Source organism: Streptomyces sp. NBC_00620, assembly GCF_026341825.1.
In the GTDB taxonomy this organism is placed as follows: domain Bacteria; phylum Actinomycetota; class Actinomycetes; order Streptomycetales; family Streptomycetaceae; genus Streptomyces.
Window position 1 is genome coordinate 1219492 of record NZ_JAPENY010000002.1, and the last position, 18124, is coordinate 1237615.

Annotated in this window: 17 protein-coding genes; 14 read left to right on the top strand and 3 right to left on the bottom strand. The window is 70.5% G+C overall.

Features of this window, described 5'->3' with window-relative positions:
- Window positions 1-15 precede the first annotated feature (15 nt).
- From OG246_RS24710 to OG246_RS24735, 6 genes are all read left to right on the top strand, one after another.
- Window positions 16-444, top strand: coding sequence for a ribonuclease domain-containing protein (locus OG246_RS24710; RefSeq protein WP_266467667.1), 429 nt, complete (start codon window positions 16-18; stop codon window positions 442-444).
- A complete protein-coding gene (locus OG246_RS24715; protein ID WP_266467669.1) occupies window positions 441-866 on the top strand; it encodes a barstar family protein in 426 nt (141 codons plus the stop codon). Before OG246_RS24710 ends, OG246_RS24715 begins: the two co-directional genes overlap by 4 nt.
- A 169-nt stretch (window positions 867-1035) precedes the next feature.
- Window positions 1036-2478 (top strand): GuaB1 family IMP dehydrogenase-related protein, encoded by a 1443-nt coding sequence (locus OG246_RS24720; protein WP_266467672.1) that lies wholly within the window; start codon window positions 1036-1038, stop codon window positions 2476-2478.
- Between the two features lie 120 nt (window positions 2479-2598).
- The gene (locus OG246_RS24725; protein WP_266467675.1) at window positions 2599-2994 is read left to right on the top strand and encodes a hypothetical protein; all 396 of its coding nucleotides are present in this window, start codon (window positions 2599-2601) and stop codon (window positions 2992-2994) included.
- Window positions 2995-3311: 317 nt separating this feature from the next.
- Window positions 3312-4778, top strand: a complete 1467-nt coding sequence (locus tag OG246_RS24730) for an amino acid permease (protein WP_266467683.1) — start codon at window positions 3312-3314, stop codon at window positions 4776-4778.
- Between the two features lie 10 nt (window positions 4779-4788).
- Complete coding sequence (locus OG246_RS24735) at window positions 4789-5241, top strand: Lrp/AsnC family transcriptional regulator (RefSeq protein WP_266467686.1); 453 nt, start codon at window positions 4789-4791, stop codon at window positions 5239-5241.
- An 89-nt stretch (window positions 5242-5330) separates the two neighbouring features.
- Here OG246_RS24735 and OG246_RS24740 read toward each other — a convergent pair whose 3' ends face one another.
- Window positions 5331-6071 (bottom strand): GntR family transcriptional regulator, encoded by a 741-nt coding sequence (locus OG246_RS24740; protein WP_266467689.1) that lies wholly within the window; start codon window positions 6069-6071, stop codon window positions 5331-5333.
- Window positions 6072-6282: 211 nt separating this feature from the next.
- Here OG246_RS24740 and OG246_RS24745 point away from each other — a divergent pair, with 211 nt between their 5' ends.
- The 7 genes from OG246_RS24745 (at window position 6283) to OG246_RS24775 (ending at window position 14651) form a co-directional block, all read left to right on the top strand.
- Window positions 6283-7437 carry an ABC transporter substrate-binding protein gene (locus OG246_RS24745; RefSeq protein WP_266467692.1) on the top strand — a complete coding sequence of 385 codons (1155 nt, stop codon included), beginning with the start codon at window positions 6283-6285 and terminating at the stop codon, window positions 7435-7437.
- Window positions 7434-8330, top strand: coding sequence for an ABC transporter permease subunit (locus tag OG246_RS24750; RefSeq protein WP_266467695.1), 897 nt, complete (start codon window positions 7434-7436; stop codon window positions 8328-8330). Before OG246_RS24745 ends, OG246_RS24750 begins: the two co-directional genes overlap by 4 nt.
- Window positions 8318-9142, top strand: coding sequence for an ABC transporter permease (locus OG246_RS24755; protein ID WP_266467698.1), 825 nt, complete (start codon window positions 8318-8320; stop codon window positions 9140-9142). Before OG246_RS24750 ends, OG246_RS24755 begins: the two co-directional genes overlap by 13 nt.
- Window positions 9143-9146: 4 nt before the next feature.
- Window positions 9147-10238 carry an ABC transporter ATP-binding protein gene (locus OG246_RS24760; RefSeq protein WP_266467701.1) on the top strand — a complete coding sequence of 364 codons (1092 nt, stop codon included), beginning with the start codon at window positions 9147-9149 and terminating at the stop codon, window positions 10236-10238.
- A 51-nt stretch (window positions 10239-10289) separates the two neighbouring features.
- Window positions 10290-11765 carry an HAD-IA family hydrolase gene (locus tag OG246_RS24765; RefSeq protein ID WP_266467704.1) on the top strand — a complete coding sequence of 492 codons (1476 nt, stop codon included), beginning with the start codon at window positions 10290-10292 and terminating at the stop codon, window positions 11763-11765.
- 352 nt (window positions 11766-12117) lie between these two features.
- The gene (locus OG246_RS24770) at window positions 12118-12906 is read left to right on the top strand and encodes a carbon-nitrogen hydrolase family protein (RefSeq protein ID WP_266467707.1); all 789 of its coding nucleotides are present in this window, start codon (window positions 12118-12120) and stop codon (window positions 12904-12906) included.
- Window positions 12907-12956: 50 nt separating this feature from the next.
- A complete protein-coding gene (locus OG246_RS24775; protein WP_266467710.1) occupies window positions 12957-14651 on the top strand; it encodes an NAD(P)/FAD-dependent oxidoreductase in 1695 nt (564 codons plus the stop codon).
- A 45-nt stretch (window positions 14652-14696) separates the two neighbouring features.
- Here OG246_RS24775 and OG246_RS24780 read toward each other — a convergent pair whose 3' ends face one another.
- Window positions 14697-15371, bottom strand: a complete 675-nt coding sequence (locus OG246_RS24780; RefSeq protein WP_266467713.1) for a DUF5995 family protein — start codon at window positions 15369-15371, stop codon at window positions 14697-14699.
- 173 nt (window positions 15372-15544) lie between these two features.
- On the opposite strand from OG246_RS24780, the gene OG246_RS24785 reads away from it, so the two are divergent.
- Entirely contained in the window at window positions 15545-16669 is a 1125-nt protein-coding gene (locus tag OG246_RS24785; RefSeq protein ID WP_266470894.1) for a glycoside hydrolase family 6 protein, read from the top strand.
- Here the strand turns inward: OG246_RS24785 and OG246_RS24790 are convergent.
- The gene (locus OG246_RS24790) at window positions 16651-18078 is read right to left on the bottom strand and encodes a uracil-xanthine permease family protein (RefSeq protein WP_266467715.1); all 1428 of its coding nucleotides are present in this window, start codon (window positions 18076-18078) and stop codon (window positions 16651-16653) included. The genes OG246_RS24785 and OG246_RS24790 overlap by 19 nt on opposite strands.
- Window positions 18079-18124 lie beyond the last annotated feature (46 nt).

Consider the following 18124-nt stretch of genomic DNA (forward strand, 5'->3'; position numbering starts at 1 on the left):
GGCAGCATCGACGTCATGTTGCCGCGGTTCGTCCCCCGTTTGCTTGCCGGGCTGGTTCTCTGCCTCGGTGTGCTGCTCACGGGCTGCGCGTCCACCGACAGCGGTACGTCGCCCACCGTCACCAGTACCGTCCTCGCGGATGTGCCGACCCCGTCCTGGGCCGGGGACCTGCCCACGGTCGCCGCGTCCCGGCTTCCCGCTGAGGCCCGCGCCACCCTCGCGCTCATCGACGCGGGCGGCCCCTTCCCGTACGCCAAGGACGGTGCCGTCTTCGGCAACTTCGAGCGGGAGCTGCCGCAGCACCAGCGTGGCTACTACCACGAATACACGGTCAAAACCCCCGGCGAGGGTGATCGGGGAGCCCGTCGCATTGTCACCGGGCAGGGCGGCGAGATCTACTACACCGATGATCACTACAAGTCGTTCAGGGCGGTGCTGAGATGACGCACGACCCGCTCGCGCCGGTGCTCGAAGGAAGCGCGTCCGCCGGTGTCCTCTCCTGGCCCGCCCAGCTGCCCGTGGAGTCCGCGCTCGAAGCCGCGCGCAAGGCGGGCTGGGAGACCGCGGTCCTGGACCTCGCGGGCGTCACGGACAAGGCCGGGCTCATGACGGCGTGCGCCACCGCGCTGCGCCTGCCGGACTGGTTCGGCGCCAACTGGGACGCCCTCGCCGACTGCCTCGGCGACCTCGAATGGTGGCCCGCCCAACAAGGCCGGCTGATCCTCGTACAGGGCTGGCAGGAGTACGCGGCTCTCTCGCCCGCGGACTGGCGCCTCCTTCAAGAGATCTTCGCCGACGCTGCGGCGCACTGGCGGGGTACGGGCACCCCGCTGGCCGTGGTGATGGTGCTGGCCGAGTCCCGCTAGCGGGCGGTCATCGGCGCGGTGTCGGAGGATGCCACAAGCCGTGAGCACGCCTGTCTGGAGGATCGGCCCGGGCAGTGCATACACGGCGACATGGGACAATGAAGTACGTGCTCTTCCCCCTGGCTGACCTGTCCGGGGGCCACCTCTGATCGACCGGGATGTGCAGCACGTGCGTTTCCTCAATGACATCCAGCCCCCGTACGACCTGACGTACGACGACGTGTTCATGGTGCCCAGCCGCTCCGCGGTCGGCTCGCGTCAGGGTGTGGACCTTGCTTCCCCTGACGGCTCGGGCACCACGATCCCGCTGGTCGTCGCCAACATGACGGCGATCGCGGGCCGCCGGATGGCCGAGACCGTCGCCCGCCGCGGCGGGCTCGTGGTCATCCCGCAGGACATCCCGATCGAGGTCATCACCGAGGTCGTCTCCTGGGTCAAGGGGCGCCACCTGGTGCTCGACACCCCGATCATCCTCGCCCCCCACCAGACGGTCGCCGACGCGCTGGCGCTGCTGCCCAAGCGCGCGCACAACGCGGGCGTCGTCGTGGACGAGGACGGCCGCCCCGTCGGCGTGGTCACCGACGCCGACCTCACCGGCGTAGACCGCTTCACGCAGCTGTCCGAGGTCATGTCCAAGGACCTGCTGCTCCTCGACGCGGACATCGAGCCGCGCGAGGCCTTCAACAAGCTGGACCACGCCAACCGTCGCTACGCCCCCGCCGTCGACAAGGACGGCAGGCTCGCGGGCATCCTGACCCGCAAGGGCGCCCTGCGCGCCACGCTGTACACGCCGGCCACCGACGCGAACGGCCGGCTGCGCATCGCCGCCGCCGTCGGCATCAACGGCGATGTCGCGGGCAAGGCCAAGCAGCTCCTCGATGCGGGCGTCGACACGCTCGTCATCGACACGGCGCACGGCCACCAGGAGTCGATGATCAGCGCCATCAGGACGGTGCGCGCGCTCGACCCGCAGGTGCCGATCGCGGCGGGCAACATCGTCGCCGCGGAAGGCGTCCGCGACCTGATCGAGGCGGGCGCGGACATCATCAAGGTCGGTGTCGGCCCCGGCGCCATGTGCACCACCCGCATGATGACCGGCGTCGGCCGGCCGCAGTTCTCGGCGGTGAAGGAGTGCGCCGCCGAGGCGAAGAAGTACGGCAAGCACGTGTGGGCCGACGGTGGTGTACGGCACCCGCGCGACGTCGCGATGGCGCTGGCCGCGGGCGCGTCCAACGTCATGATCGGCTCGTGGTTCGCGGGTACGTACGAGTCCCCGGGCGACCTTCAGCAGGACGCGAACGGGCGCCTGTACAAGGAGTCGTTCGGTATGGCGTCCGCCCGCGCGGTCAAGAACCGCACGAGCGAGGAGTCGGCGTACGACCGTGCCCGCAAGGCCCTGTTCGAGGAGGGCATCTCCACCTCGCGGATGTTCCTCGACCCGTCCCGTCCGGGCGTCGAGGACCTGATCGACTCGATCATCGCGGGCGTCCGCTCCTCCTGCACCTACGCGGGCGCCAACTCGCTCGAGGAGTTCGCCGAGAAGGCGATCGTGGGCATCCAGAGCGCGGCCGGCTACGCCGAGGGCAAGCCGCTGCACGCCAGCTGGAGCTGACGGCGGCTTTCCCCGTTCTCGTACGGCCCCCGTGGTGTGACCACGGGGGCCGTCGGCGTGCGGCTGCCCTGTTCGTCAGGCCATCTTGACGTCAAGCTCGCTTGACGCGACGCTGAGGGCATGACGACACCACAGAGCATCGAGCCGCAGCACACCCTGCTGACCGCCGTGGCCCGCCTCGACGAGCTGCGCGTGCGGGAGTCGCTCGCCGGGGCCGGGAGCGACGCCGAGGCGCTCGACCGGGCCGGGCTTCTCGAAGCCCTCGCGCTGAGCGAGGTGGTGGCCCGCAAGGCGGCATACGGGCGTCAGCTCACCGTCCGTGCGGCCCGCGAGGCGGGCGCCTCCTGGTCCCAGATCGGCGCGGCGCTCGGCACCAGCAAGCAGGCCGCCTGGGAGGCGCACACCCGCTGGATCGACGCGCAGGCGGAGGCGTTCGGGCGGCCCGGGCAGATGGGCTTCGACGAGGACGACGTGGCGCGGGCGCGGGCCGTCGCGGGGGCTCCGGAGGGGGGCTGACGCGAGCCGTCGCAGGAGGGTCGGAGGAGGGCTGCCCCCGGCTCTCTCCCACCGGCTCGCCAAGCCGCGTACGGCTGCTGAAAGAGGCTCTGCGCAACCATCGAAAGGCCCCGCGCAACGATCATGCGCCGAGCCCCGATGAACGCAACGATCTTGCGGAGACGCGCAAGGTTGCTGCATTACGCCCGCGAAGCCCGGACTCATAGGGTCAATCGCTGTACTTAGTGTGGCGGGGACTCCGCTCGGCGGGTCCCTGCTGTCAGGGGTGCCGCCGGTCTCCGCCTTTTCCGACCGGCAGCGATGAAGGAGCCACCCGCGTGCTCGACCAAGGCGCACCCCCGCAGTCCCGCACCTCGCCCGCCCCGCCGTCCCCGGGCATCGGCGCGCGCCTCATGCGCCGCAAGCCCGTGGAACGTCTGGTCGCCGAGGGTGGCCAGGGCGAGGGAGGCTCGCTCCGGCGCTCCCTCGGACTGTGGCAGCTGACGATGATCAGCATCGGCGCCACCCTCGGCACCGGCATCTTCGTCGTCCTCGGCGAGGCCGTCCCGAAGGCCGGCCCCGCAGTCACCCTCTCCTTCGTGATCGCCGGCCTCACGGCGCTGTTCTCCGCCCTCTCGTACGCCGAGCTGGCGGGCACCATCCCGGTCGCCGGGTCCTCGTACTCGTACGCGTACGCAACGATGGGCGAGCTGATCGCCTGGATCTGCGGCTGGTGTCTGGTCCTGGAGTACGGCGTCTCGGTCGCTGCCGTGGCCGTCGGCTGGGGCGAGTACCTCAACGAGCTGCTCGACGGGACCATCGGCGTCACCATCCCCGACGCGCTCTCCGCGCCGCCCGGCGACGGGGGCATCTTCAACCTGCCCGCGCTGATCGTCGTGCTGCTCGCGATGGCGTTCCTGCTCGGCGGCGCCCGTGAGTCGGCCCGCGCCAACACGATCATGGTCGTGGTGAAGATCGCCGCGCTGCTGCTGTTCTGCGCGATCGGCATCCAGGGCTTCCGCTCCGGCAACTACGAGAGCTTCATGCCGCTCGGCATGGCGGGTGTCAGCGCCGCCGGGGCCACACTCTTCTTCTCGTACATCGGCTTCGACGCCGCCTCCACGGCCGGCGAGGAGGCGACGAACGCGCAGCGCGACCTGCCGCGCGCCATCATGCTCTCGCTGATCATCGTCACGGCGCTGTACGTCCTCGTCGCGGCCGTCGCTGTCGGCGCGATGCCCTGGCAGCGGTTCACCGACTCGGAGGCGGCGCTCTCCGGGATCATGAAGGACGTCACGGGCGACGCCTTCTGGGGCACGCTGCTTGCCGCCGGTGCCGTCATCGCCATCGCCAGCGTCGTCCTGACCGTGCTCTACGGCCAGACCCGCATCCTCTTCGCCATGTCCCGCGACGGGCTCGTGCCCAAGGTGTTCTCGCGCGTTCACCCGAAGAGCGGTGTGCCCCGTGCCAACACCCTCATCGTGTCGGTGTTCTGCGGAGTGCTCGCCGCCGCGATCCCGCTCGGCCAGCTCGCCGACGCCACCAGCATCGGCACGCTCTTCGCCTTCGCGCTGGTCAACATCGCGGTCGTGGTGCTGCGCCGGACCCGTCCCGAGATGCCCCGAACGTTCCGGGTGCCGCTGTCGCCGGTGCTGCCCGCCCTCGGCTTCGCCTTCTGCGTCTGGATGATGGGCAGCCTCGACACCGTCACCTGGGTGGTCTTCGGGGTCTGGATGGCCGTGGGGCTCGTGTTCTACTTCAGTTACGGCTACCGCCGGTCCCGTATCGCCACCGTAGAGAAGTGAACCACCCGCAGTGCTGAACGATCTCGACGAACGCATCGTGCACGCCCTCGCCGAGGATGCGCGGCGCTCCTATGCCGACATCGGGCAAGAGGTCGGCCTGTCCGCGCCCGCGGTGAAGCGGCGCGTGGACCGGCTGCGGTCCAGTGGGGCCATCACCGGGTTCACCGTGCGGGTGGACCCGGCGGCGCTCGGGTGGGAGACCGAGGGGTTCGTCGAGATCTACTGCCGACGGAACACCTCGCCGGAGACCATTCAGCGGGGGCTGGAGCGGTATCAGGAGGTGGTGGCCGCGTCTACCGTCACCGGGGACGCGGATGCGGTTGTGCAGGTTTTCGCCTCCGACATGCGGCACTTCGAGCGGGTGCTGGAGCGGATTGCGGGGGAGTCGTTCGTGGAGCGGACGAAGTCCGTGCTGGTGCTTTCGCCGTTGCTGCGACGGTTTTCTTCGGGGTCGCCCACGTAGTTGCTCCGCTGCGGGTGCGTGGGGGCTGGTCGCGCAGTTCCCCGCGCCCCTGACGGGGCGCTCCTGCTTGGGGCGTTTCCAAGTTGCCGTTACTCCGCTGTTTTTCTTGCCAGCGCGTTGTTTCCTATCGAGTTGTGGACGCTGAAGCTCACCGCGTCCGAGCGGTAGCGGTCGTCGGACCATTCCACCGGGCGTCCTTCGCGGGTTGTGGTGACTCGGCGGACTCGTAGGAGAGGGCTGGTGCGGCGGACGTCGAGGAGGTCGGCGTCCTGGGCGCCTGCCGCCACCGCGTCGATCACGTGCTCTCCGTAGGCGAAGACCAGGCCCGAGTCCTCGAAGAGGCGTTGGGTGACGGAGGGGCAGTCGGGCTCGATGGCCTCGACGGCGGGGGAGATCCAGTCGGCGTACACGGTGCGCTCCAGGAGGACCGGCTCGCCGTCCAGGCCGCGGACGCGCAGCACGTGCAACACCGTGGTGTTCTCGCGCAGTTGGAGTCGCACGGCGTCCTCCGCCGTCGCCGGGCGGCGCTCCTGTGTCACCACATGGCCGGTGGCCTCCCGCCCCATCGCGCGCGCCCACTGGGCGAAGCTGCGCAGCTCGGCGAAGCTCTGGCTGCGGCGGCCGGCCAGGACCACGCGGCGGGCGCCCTGGCGTGAGCCGATGAGCCCCTCGGCGGTCAGGGACGCGACGGCCTGGCGGACCGTGCCGCGCGAGACGGCGTACTGCGCCGCGAGTTCGGTCTCCGCCGGGAGCAGGCTGCCGACGGTGTACTCCTCGCGGTCGATCGCCCGCCGCAGCTCCTCGGCGATCTCCTCGTGTCGCGCCGGCATGCTTCCCCTCTGATTCGGTGACTGTGCACAGAGTGATCACCTTAGTCGAGGCGTGGAGGTGACACGTGTGGGCAGGGATTGTCCGGGGAATCAGGGGTCAGGGTTTCGCCAGTGTTTACGAACACGACATCGAGGGCGGGCCTACTGAGGCCAACTTGTTCAGACAAGTTTCCGGCTTCATCACACCCTCGTGCGTACTCCTGGAGAGACCGTGACCGTGTTCCTGCCGAGGACCGCCGTCCTCACCGGCGGCCTCGCCGTCGCCGCCGCGCTGGCCCTGAGCGCCTGTGGCGCGGCCCCCGAAGAGTCCACCACCGCCGACGGCAAGAGCGCGGCCACCGCGACCTCGGCCGCGGACTTCGGCGGTCTCGACGCCCTGGTGACGGCGGCGAAGAAGGAGGGCACGCTGCAGGCGATCGCCCTGCCCCGCGACTGGGCCAACTACGGTGCCCTGATAGACGGCTTCGAGAAGAAGTACGGCATCAAGATCAAGGTCGAGAACCCCGACGGTTCCAGCCAGGACGAGATCAACGCCGTCACCTCCCGCAAGGGCCAGGACCGCGCCCCCGACGTCCTCGACCTCGGCAGCTCCTTCGCGCTGAGCGCCGCCCAGCAGGGGCTGCTCGCGCCCTACAAGGTGGCGACCTTCGCCGACATCCCCGAGGGGCAGAAGGACGCGCAGGGCCGCTGGACCAACGACTACGGCGGCTACATCTCCATCGGCTGCGACGCCAAGCGCGTCAAGACCTGCCCGACCACCTTCAAGGACCTGCTGAAGCCGGAGTACAAGGGGCAGGTCGCCCTCAACGGCAACCCCACCAAGTCCGGCTCGGCCTTCGGCGGCGTCTACGCGGCGGCCCTCGCCAACGGCGGCTCCTTCGACGACATCCAGCCCGGCCTCGACTTCTTCGCCGAGCTGAAGAAGAACGGCAACTACACGCCGGTCGAGTCGACCCCGGCCACCGTCGAGAAGGGCGAGACGCCGATCAGCATCGACTGGGACTACCTGAACGCCGGGTACGCCGAGGAGTTCACGTCCAAGGGCGTCGACTGGAAGGTTACGGTCCCGGAGGACGGCAAGTTCTCCCAGTACTACTCCCAGGCCATCAACAAGGACGCCCCGCACCCGGCGGCCGCCCGGCTGTGGCAGGAGTACCTCTACAGCGCCGAGGGCCAGAACCTCTGGCTCGCCGGGTTCGCCCGCCCGGCCCTGATGACCGCCATGGAGAAGGCCGGCACGCTCGACAAGACCGCCGCCGCCAAGCTTCCCGAGGTCTCCGGCACGCCGAGCTTCCCGACCGAGGACCAGCAGAGCAAGGCCAAGGAAGTCCTGGCCCAGGGCTGGGGCAAGGCCGTCTCCGGATGACCGCGACTCTCGCCAAGGCCGACGTGGTGCCCGCCGCTTCCCAAAAGCGCGGGCGCCGCGTCGCCGGCTGGCTCCCCGTCGTCCCGCTGCTCGTCGTCGTGGCGATCGCCTTCGGGATCCCCGCTCTCGCCATGCTGAACGGCGCCTTCACCGTCAAGGACCAGACGACCGGCGCCACTTCGTACAGCACGGCCAATCTGACCGACTCGCTGCAGGGCGCCTACTTCACCGCCCTGGTCGGCAGCGTCAAGCTGTCCGCCGTCTCCGCGGGTATCGCGACCGTCCTCGGACTGCCGCTCGCCCAGGCCGTGGTGACCTCCCGCTTCCGCGCGCTGCGCGAGGCCGTGCTCACCGCGTCCGGCGTCCTCGCCAACTTCGGCGGCGTCCCGCTGGCCTTCGCGTTCGTCGCCACACTCGGCAACGCGGGTGTCCTGACCCGGCACTTCGGCCTGAGCGACAAGGGCTGGAACCTCTACAGCTTCTGGGGTCTGGTCATCGTCTACTTGTACTTCCTGATCCCGCTGATGGTCCTCACCATCACACCCGCCCTCGACGGACTGCGCTCCCAGTGGCGCGAGGCCGCGCAGAACAACGGGGCCACTTCCACGCAGTACTGGCGGCACGTGGCCCTTCCCGTCCTCGCGCCCTCGCTGCTCGGCGGCTTCGTGCTCCTCTTCGGCAGCGCGTTCGCCGCGTACGCCACCGCCGCCGCGATGGTGGGCAGCGCGGTTCCGCTGGTCACCCTGCAGATCGCCGACGCCATCTCCGGCAACGTCCTGGTCGGCCAGGAGAACGTGGCGCTCGCGCTCAGCCTCGACATGGTCCTGATCGCGGGCGTGGTGATGGCCGTGTACCTGCCCCTGCAACGACGGAGCGCGCGATGGCTCGCCTGAACCTCTGGCGGTGGGCCGTCCTGGCCCTCGCCGCGCTGTACTTCCTGGTGCCGCTGGGCGCGTCCGTGATCTTCACCGTGGACGTGCCGGGGCAGGGAATCACCTTCGACGCGTACAGCGAGATCGTCTCCACCGAGGGCTTCACCTCCAGCCTGCTGCTCTCGCTGGAACTGGCCCTCGCCACCATCGCCGTGGTGCTGCTCCTGATGGTGCCCGCGATGGTCGCGCTGCGGCTCGGCGCGCCCCGGCTGCGGCCGGTCGTCGAGGTGGTGTGCTCGCTGCCGCTGGTCGTCCCGCCGATCGCGTTCGTCGCCGGGATCTCCACCGTCCTCAAGTGGGGCCCCGAACACCTCTCCCGTACGCCGCTGTTCCAGACCTTCGTGGCGATCCAGAACCCGAGCTTCCCGTTCGTGCTCGTCCTCGCGTACGTCGTGATGGCGCTGCCGTTCGTGTACCGGGCGCTGGACGCGGGGCTGCGCGCCGTCGACGTACGCACCCTCGTCGAGGCCGCCCGCAGCTGCGGCGCGCCCTGGCCGCAGGCGCTGGTCCGGGTCGTGCTGCCCAATCTGCGCGGGGCGCTGCTCAACGCCTCCTTCCTCACACTGGCGCTGGTCCTCGGCGAGTTCACGGTCGCGCAGCTGCTCGGCTTCCAGCCCTTCGCCGTGTGGATCTACAGCGTCGGCGGCTCGCAGGCGCAGCTGTCCGTCGCCGTGTCCGTACTCAGCCTGCTCGTCACGTGGGCGCTGCTCCTCTCGCTCGCCGTGTTCGGCGGCCGCTCCTCCAAAGCATCCGCTTCGGCCTCCCGGGGATGAACCCATGACTGTCACCACGCTTCAGAAAACATCCGAGAAGTCCGAGAAGGCCGCCACCGTCGAATTCCGGGGCCTGCGCCGCGAGTTCGGCTCGACCGTCGCCCTCGACGGGCTCGACCTCACCGTGCAGCCCGGCGAACTCCTCGCCCTGCTCGGCCCGTCCGGCTGCGGCAAGACCACCGCGCTGCGCATGCTCGCCGGGTTCGAACACCCCGACTCCGGCGAGGTGCTGGTCGACGGCGAGGACGTCACCCGCGTTCCCGCGCACCGCCGCGACGCCGGGATGGTCTTCCAGTCGTACAGCCTCTTCCCGCACCTGAGCGCCCTGGACAACGTGGCCTTCGGACTGCGGATGCGCAAGGTCCGTACGGCCGAACGGCGGGCCCGAGCCGCCGAGTTGCTCGACCTCGTCGGACTCGCCGACAAGGGGGAGAGCTTCCCGCACCAGCTCTCCGGAGGCCAGCAGCAGCGCATCGCGCTGGCCCGCGCACTCGCCCTGCGCCCGCGCGTACTGCTGCTCGACGAGCCGCTCTCCGCCCTCGACGCCAAGGTGCGGCTCAGCCTTCGTGACGAGATCCGCCGGCTTCAGCAGGAACTCGGCATCACCACACTGTTCGTGACGCACGATCAGGAAGAGGCGTTGTCCATGGCGGACCGCGTCGCCGTGATGCGGGCCGGGCAGCTCGAACAGTGCGCCGCACCTGCCGAGTTGTACGGTCGGCCCGCCACCGCGTTCGTCGCCGAGTTCGTCGGCACGATGAGCCGCCTTCCGGGGCGGCTGGACGCAGGCGCGGTCCACGTGCTCGGGCAGCGGCTGCCCGTCGACGGGGAGGCACCCGCCGTGGCGGAGGGGGATGTGGTGGATGTGCTCGTCCGGCCCGAGGCGGTACGGGTACGGGCCGACGACACGGGTGACGCCCGGGTTGTCGCCACCGCCTTCCTCGGGGCGGCCATCCGGGTCACCGTGCGGCTCGCCGACGCCACCGAGGTCAAGGCCGATCTGCCGACGCACGAAGCCGCGTCGCTCGGATCGGGTGCCGCGGTGACGGTGAGTCTGCCGGAGCGGCCGGTACTGGTCGCCGCGCGCACCAACTGAACCACCCCCGGTCGGGCCCACTCGGGCCCCTGTTGAGTGAAAGAGAGTTCCGTGACCCACCGCACCACCCCCCAACCCATCCTCCAGGCCGTCCTGTTCGACATGGACGGCACGCTCGTGGACACCGAGCGGCTGTGGTGGGAGGCGGTGGAGCAGGTGGCGGACGGACTCGGGCGCCGGCTGACGAAGGCCGATCAGCCGGAGGTCCTCGGGCGCCCGGTCGAGTACACCGCGGCGTGGCTGGGCGGCATCACGGGGGCCCCTGTCGAGGGGATCGCCGCCGAACTGCACCGGGAGTTCGCCGACCGCGTCCGCACCGGCATCGTGCCCCGGCCCGGCGCGCTCGAACTGCTCGACTCGCTGGCCCGTGCGGGCGTACCCACCGCCCTGGTGACCGCGTCGCCGCGCGCCGTCGCCGACACCGTCCTCCAAGCCCTCGGCGCCGGACGCCTCACCGTCTCCGTCACCGCCGACGACACCGAGCGCACGAAGCCCGCCCCCGACCCCTACCTCGCCGCCTGCCGTGCCCTCGGTGTCGACCCCGCCGCGTGCGTGGCCGTCGAGGACACCCAGACGGGCGTCAGCTCAGCCGAGGCGGCGGGCTGCGCCGTGCTCGCCGTGCCCTCGCTCGCACCGATCGCCCCCGCCCCCGGCCGCACCGTCCTCGCCAGCCTGGAGGAGGTGACCCCGGCGCGGCTGCGGGCCATGGTCGCGCCCCGTGAGCTGCGGGTGATGAGCTGGAACCTCTGGTACGGCGGTACGAAGGTCGACGACCACCGGGAGAAGCAGCTCAAGGTCATCGCCGAGACGGGGGTGGATGTGGTCGCACTCCAGGAGACGTACGGCACGGCGGCGCAGGAGCTCGCCGGTGCGCTCGGGTGGCACCACCACCGGGGTGGCGACAACCTCGGCATCATCAGCCGGTACCCGATCGTTTCTCGTCTCGGGGACCCGGACGTCGGCTTCTACGGGGGGACCGGGGTGCGGATCCAGCTCGACGGCGGGCAGCAGGTTGCCGTCTGGAGCGCCCATCTCGACTACACGCCGTACGGGCCGTACGAGGCGTGCTTCGACGGGCTCCCGGCGGCGGATCTGATCGCTCACGAGGGTGTGCGGCTTGCCCAAATGCGGGAGATCCTCCGCGGGATTGCGGACTCTTCGGATGCCGGTACGCCTGTTCTGCTGCTGGGGGACTTCAACGCTCCCTCGCACCTGGACTGGCCCGATGTCGAGTGGCCCGTCACGAAGGCTGCGGAGGAGGCGGGGCTGCGTGATTCGTACCGTGAGGTCCACCCGGACCCTGTCCGTGACCCTGGCCACACATGGTCCCCGGTCCATGCCGAGCACGAGGACGGCAGTGGGCGGTCTGAGCCCCAGGACCGGATCGACTATGTGTTGTACCGGGGGCTGCGGGTGCTCGACTCCCGTGTCTTCGTCTGCGGCAGCCCGAGGGCGTGGCCCGACGTCGCGGGCAACGACTGGCCTTCGGACCATGCGGCGGTGATCACGACGTTCGGGCTGAGGTAAGGCGTTTTTCGCCCCCTCCGCCCCTACCCGTCCCGTTCCTGGGGGCTGCGCCCCCAGACCCCCGCTTCGGCCTGGACGGCCTCGTCCTCAAACGCCGGACGGGCTAGGGGTTAGCCCCTCCGGCGTTTGAGGAGCGGGGTCTGCGGCGGAGCCCCAGGAACAAGGGACGGGTAGGGGCGGAGGGGCCGAAAAACTCGCCGCCCACCGCCCGCGCAACGAATCGCTGCCAGGCCCCCCACCCACGCAACGGATCGCCCACGGCCGCGCAACGGCTCCTCCTTGTCCCCCCGCCCCCCGCGCCCGTACCGTCTAACAGGCCCCCCAAACCCCTCCGTACCGGCAAGGAACACGCATGCGCACAGCCCTGCTCCAGAGCTCCGGCCGCCCCGGCTCGGTCGTCGAGAACCTCAGGGTTCTCGATGAGGCCGCGGGCCGTGCCGCGGCGGCGGGCGCAGGGCTGCTGGTGGCGCCGGAGATGTTCCTGACCGGGTACGCGATCGGCGACGACATCGCGCACCTCGCGGAGCCCGCGGACGGCGACTCCGCGGACGCGATCGCGGAGATCGCCACCCGCCACGGAGTGGCCGTGGCCTACGGCTACCCCGAGCGCGCCGGAGACGCGGTCTTCAACTCCGCGCAGTTGATCTCCGCCGACGGCACCCGTCTCGCGAACTACCGCAAGACCCACCTTTTCGGCTGCTTCGAGCAGGACCACTTCACCCCGGGCGAGCAGCCGGTGGTGCAGGCCGAGCTCGGCGGACTGCGCGTCGGGATCATGATCTGCTACGACGTGGAGTTCCCGGAGAACGTCCGGGCGCACGCCCTCGCGGGCACCGACCTGCTGCTGGTGCCGACGGCGCAGATGCACCCGTTCCAGTTCGTCGCCGAGTCGGTCGTGCCGGTGCGCGCCTTCGAGAACCAGATGTACGTCGCGTACGTCAACCGCACCGGCCAGGAAGGGGAGTTCGACTTCGTCGGGCTCTCGACACTGGCCGGGCCCGACGGGGTCGCCCGAGCCCGGGCGGGCCGTGGCGAGCAGCTGGTCCTCGCGGACGCCGACCCCGCCTTCCTGGCGGCCTCGCGCGAGGCGAACCCGTATCTGAAGGACCGCCGCCCCGGCCTCTACGGGTCCCTCGTCTGAAGTCTGCCCCTCGCCTTCCCCCAAGCTTTTCTGCAAGGAGTCCGTACCCCATGACGTCCACCGTGCCCACCGCCGTCCAGCACGCCGACGTGCAGCAGCCGCCGATCACCATGTTCGGCCCGGACTTCCCGTACGCGTACGACGACTTCCTCGCGCACCCCGCGGGCCTCGGCCAGATACCCGCGACCGAGCACGGCACCGAGGTCGCGGTCATCGGCGGCGGCCTCTCCGGCATCGTGGCGGCCTATGAGCTGATGAAGATGGGGCTCAAGCCCGTCGTCTACGAGGCCGACCAGATCGGCGGACGGCTGCGCACGGTGGGCTTCGACGGCTGCGACCCCTCGCTCACCGCCGAGATGGGCGCCATGCGCTTCCCGCCCTCCTCCACGGCCCTGCAGCACTACATCGACCTGGTGGGCCTGGAGACCCGGCCGTTCCCCAACCCCCTCGCGGAGTGCACGCCTTCGACGGTCGTCGACCTCAAGGGCGAGTCGCACTACGCCGAGACGGTGGACGACCTGCCGCAGGTCTACCGCGATGTCGCGACCGCCTGGAACGCCTGCCTCGAAGAGGGCGCCGACTTCTCCGACATGAACCAGGCCATGCGCGAGCGCGATGTCCCGCGCATCCGCGAGATCTGGTCCCAGCTGGTCGAGAAGCTCGACAACCAGACCTTCTACGGCTTCCTCTGCGACTCGGACGCCTTCAAGTCCTTCCGGCACCGCGAGATCTTCGGCCAGGTCGGCTTCGGCACGGGCGGCTGGGACACCGACTTCCCGAACTCCATCCTCGAAATCCTGCGCGTCGTCTACACGGAGGCCGACGACCACCACCGCGGCATCGTCGGCGGCTCCCAGCAGCTGCCGCTGCGACTGTGGGAGCGTGAGCCGGAGAAGATCGTGCACTGGGCGTACGGCACGTCGCTGGCCACGCTGCACGACGGCACCCCGCGTCCGGCCGTGACTCGGCTGAACCGCACGTCCGGCAACCGGATCACCGTGACGGACGCGAACGGCGACATCCGCACCTACCGGGCGGCGATCTTCACCGCCCAGTCCTGGCTGCTGCTCTCGAAGATCGCCTGCGACGACTCGCTCTTCCCGATCGACCACTGGACGGCGATGGAGCGCACGCACTACATGGAGTCGAGCAAGCTCTTCGTGCCGGTCGACCGGCCGTTCTGGCTGGACAAGGACGAGGAGACCGGGCGCGACGTGATGTCGATGACCCTCACCGACCGTATGACGCGCGGGACTTACCTCCTGGACGACGGTCCGGACAAGCCCGCGGTCATCTGCCTCTCGTACACCTGGTGCGACGACAGCCTGAAGTGGCTGCCGCTGTCCGCGAACGAGCGGATGGAGGTCATGCTGAAGTCGCTCGGCGAGATCTACCCGAAGGTCGACATCAGGAAGCACGTCATCGGCAACCCGGTGACCGTGTCCTGGGAGAACGAGCCCTACTTCATGGGCGCGTTCAAGGCGAACCTGCCCGGCCACTACCGCTACCAGCGGCGCCTGTTCACGCACTTCATGCAGGACTCGCTGCCCGAGGACAAGCGGAGCATCTTCCTCGCCGGTGACGACATCTCCTGGACCGCCGGCTGGGCCGAGGGTGCCGTGCAGACCGCCCTGAACGCCGTTTGGGGCGTCATGCACCAGCTGGGCGGCGGGACCGACCCGACCAACCCCGGTCCTGGCGACGTCTACGACGAGATCGCGCCGGTGGAGCTTCCGGAGGACTGATGCCGGAGGACTGATGCCAGAGGTCGGGCGCCCGGCGCCGGGCGATCAGTCCGGCATCGGTGTGAGCAGCATCCGCCCGGCGAAGCCCACCGCGGCGTCGAGGCGGTCGCCGAACTCCTCGGCGAGCTCGGGGAGTCCGCGCAGCGCCCACAGGGCCCGGGCGGCCGACCAGGTGGCGTCGCGCGCCCGGTCCAGGCTCCACGAGCCGAGCAGGTGGGTCAGCGGATCGGCGATCTGAAGGAGATCGGGCCCCGGCATCAGTTCTTCGCGGATGCGCTCCTCCAGCGAAACGAGGAGATCGCCCACGCGGTCGAACTCGTCCTCCAGCTCGGCCGGTTCGCAGCCGAGCGTACGACAGGCGTCCACGACCGCGAGCGCCAGATCGTGCCCGACGTGCGCATTGATGCCCGCGAGCGCGAACTGCAGCGGGCGTACCCCGGGATGGCGCCGGAACTGCAGCAACGGCCGCCAGCAGGCGGGCGCCCGCCCCTCCTCGGCCACCCTCAGATAGCGCTCCGCGAAGCGGACGTCCAGCGTGATCGCGGCCTCCGGATCCGGGAACTCCCCGGCGTCCAGGCGCCGGTCGAGCTCCTCGGTGACGGCGAGGTAGACACGGTTGAACACCGCGACCCCGTCCCGCTCCGGGAGGGTCGCGTCCAGGGTGCGCATACGGGAGACGACCGCGTCTACGGGAGTGGTGAAGTGTTCCAACAGCGCCATGGAGGCAGCGTCCCAGTCCTAGGCTGACCGCAGTGCCGCCGGGCCGGACGCTTCCCCAGAACGGGGGAACACGTCTGTGGCGGGAGTGGGGGGAGCAGTACGTGTCAGGCTTACGTGCCCAGCGCGCGGCCGTACGAAGGGCCGAGCGCAGGCGTGCCGCCCGGCGCGGTGCCATGGTCGCGGCGGCCTCGGTCGTGGTCGCGGTCGGCAGCGTCACAGGGATGATGTCCGCGCTCGGCGACGGGCGCCCCTCCGACGACGCCAAACCCCTGGTGACCCGCGCTCCCAGTCTCCTGCCGCTGCCCGCCGTACCGACTCCGTCACCCACCCCGACCTCGGCCTCACCGGCCCCGTCGAAGTCCGCCGCCTCGGCGAAACCGAAACCGAGCCCGAAGCCGTCCGCAACCAAGAAGAGGACGGAGACCCTGGCCGCCTCCGCCGGGCTCTACCGCCACCCCGAGTCCCAGGTCCTCGACTGGGTCGCGGCACACCCCGGCGACTCCCGGCGCTCGGTCATCGAGTCCCGGATAGCCGACCGCCCGGCCGCGGTCTGGTTCGCCGACTTCACGCCGTCCACCATCACCGCGCGGGTCAGAGCGGTCACCTCGGGCGGCGCCGCGCAGGGCCGGGTCCCGGTCGTCGTGGCGTACGCGATCCCGGGGCGCGACTGCGGCGGCGCGTCGGAGGGCGGGGCCCCCGACCTCGACGCGTACGACGGCTGGATCGACAACTTCGCTGCCGGGCTCGGCTCCAGCGAGGTCATCGTCATCCTGGAGCCCGACTCACTCGCCCAGGCGAGCTGCCTCTCCGCCGGCCAACGCGCCGACCGCTCCGCCTCCTTGGCCCGCGCCGGCCGCGTCCTCAAGGCCGCGCACCCCAGGGCCCGCGTCTACTACGACGCCGGCCACTCCGACTGGAACCCGGCCGCCACCCAGGCCGCGCTCCTCAAAAAGGCGGGCGCCGCCTCGGCCGCCTCCTCCGACGGCGTCTTCACCAACGTGTCCAATTTCCACCGTACGAGCGCGGAGATCGCGTACGCCCGGGAGGTGCTGTCCGCTCTCGGCGGCCCGGCGAGTCTGGGCGCCGTCATCGACACCAGCCGGAACGGCAACGGCGCCCCGGCCGACGGCGAGTGGTGCGATCCGTCGGGCCGGAGGATCGGACAGGCGCCGACCCTGAGCACCGGAGAGGCACGGATCGACGCCTACCTGTGGGTGAAGCTGCCCGGCGAGTCGGACGGCTGCAAGGGCACGCCGGGGACCTTCTCGCCCTCGTACGCCTACGACTTGGCGACCTGAGAGCCCTTGCCGGAGTCCTGGTCGGAGTCCTTGTCCGAGTCCTTGTCGTAGGACGAGGTGCCCTCGTCGAGCAGCGGCTCCTGCGTCTTGAGGTGGGCCGGAGCCATCGCCCGCAGCGCGTGATACCCGGTGATCACGACGACCGTGCCGAGCGCGATCCCGCTCAGCGAGAAGGTGTCCGTGAACGTCATGGTCACGTTGCCGACGCCGATGATGATGCCCGCGGCGGCCGGCACCAGGTTCAGCGGATTGCGCAGGTCCACCCGGGCGTTGAGCCAGATCTGGGCGCCGAGCAGGCCGATCATGCCGTACAGGATGACGGTGATGCCGCCGAGGACGCCGCCCGGGATCGCCGCGACGATCGCGCCGAACCTGGGGCAGAGGCCGAAGAGGAGGGCGAAGCCCGCGGCGGCCCAGTAGGCGGCCGTCGAGTAGACGCGGGTCGCGGCCATCACGCCGATGTTCTCGGAGTACGTGGTGTTGGGCGGGCCGCCGACCGCCGTGGAGAGCATCGACGCGACGCCGTCCGCGGAGATCGCGGTGCCCAGCTTGTCGTCCAGCGGGTTGCCGGTCATCTCGCCGACGGCCTTCACATGGCCCGCGTTCTCGGCGACAAGGGCGATGACGACGGGCAGCGCGACGAGGATCGCCGACCACTGGAAGGACGGGCCGTGGAAGGAGGGCAGGCCGATCCAGTCCGCCTTGCCCACGCCCGAGAGGTCCAGGCGCCAGTGGTCGGTGAGCTTGCCGCTCGCGTCCACCGAGTGGATCCGGCCGAAGATCCGGTCGAAGGCCCAGGAGATCCCGTACCCGAAGATCAGGCCCAGGAAGATCGCGATCCGTGACCAGAAACCACGCAGGCAGACGACGGCCAGACCGGTGAACGCCATCACGAGGAGCGCCGTCCACTGGTCCTGCGGCCAGTACGTGGACGCGGTCACCGGCGCCAGGTTGAAGCCGATCAGCATGACGACCGCGCCGGTCACGATCGGGGGCATCGCGGCGTGGATGATGCGCGCCCCGAACCGCTGCACCGCGAGACCCACCAGGAACAGCGCGACGCCCACGACGAAGACCGCGCCCGTCACCGTCGCGCTGGTGCCGCCCTGCGCGCGGATCACCGCGGCGACGCCGACGAAGGAGAGCGAGCAGCCGAGGTAGCTGGGCACGCGGCCGCGGGTGGCGAGCAGGAAGATGACCGTCGCGACGCCGGACATCATGATCGCGAGGTTAGGGTCCAGGCCCATCAGGACGGGTGCGACGAAGGACGCCCCGAACATGGCCACCACATGCTGGGCGCCGAGCCCGAAGGTGCGCGGCCAGGAGAGGCGTTCATCGGGGCGGACGACCGCTCCGGGGGCGGGCGTTCGCCCGTCGCCGTGCAGTTTCCAGCGCACGCCGAGGTCCATGGTGAGGGATCGCTTTCTCTGTACGTGAATCGGTCCGGACCATTGT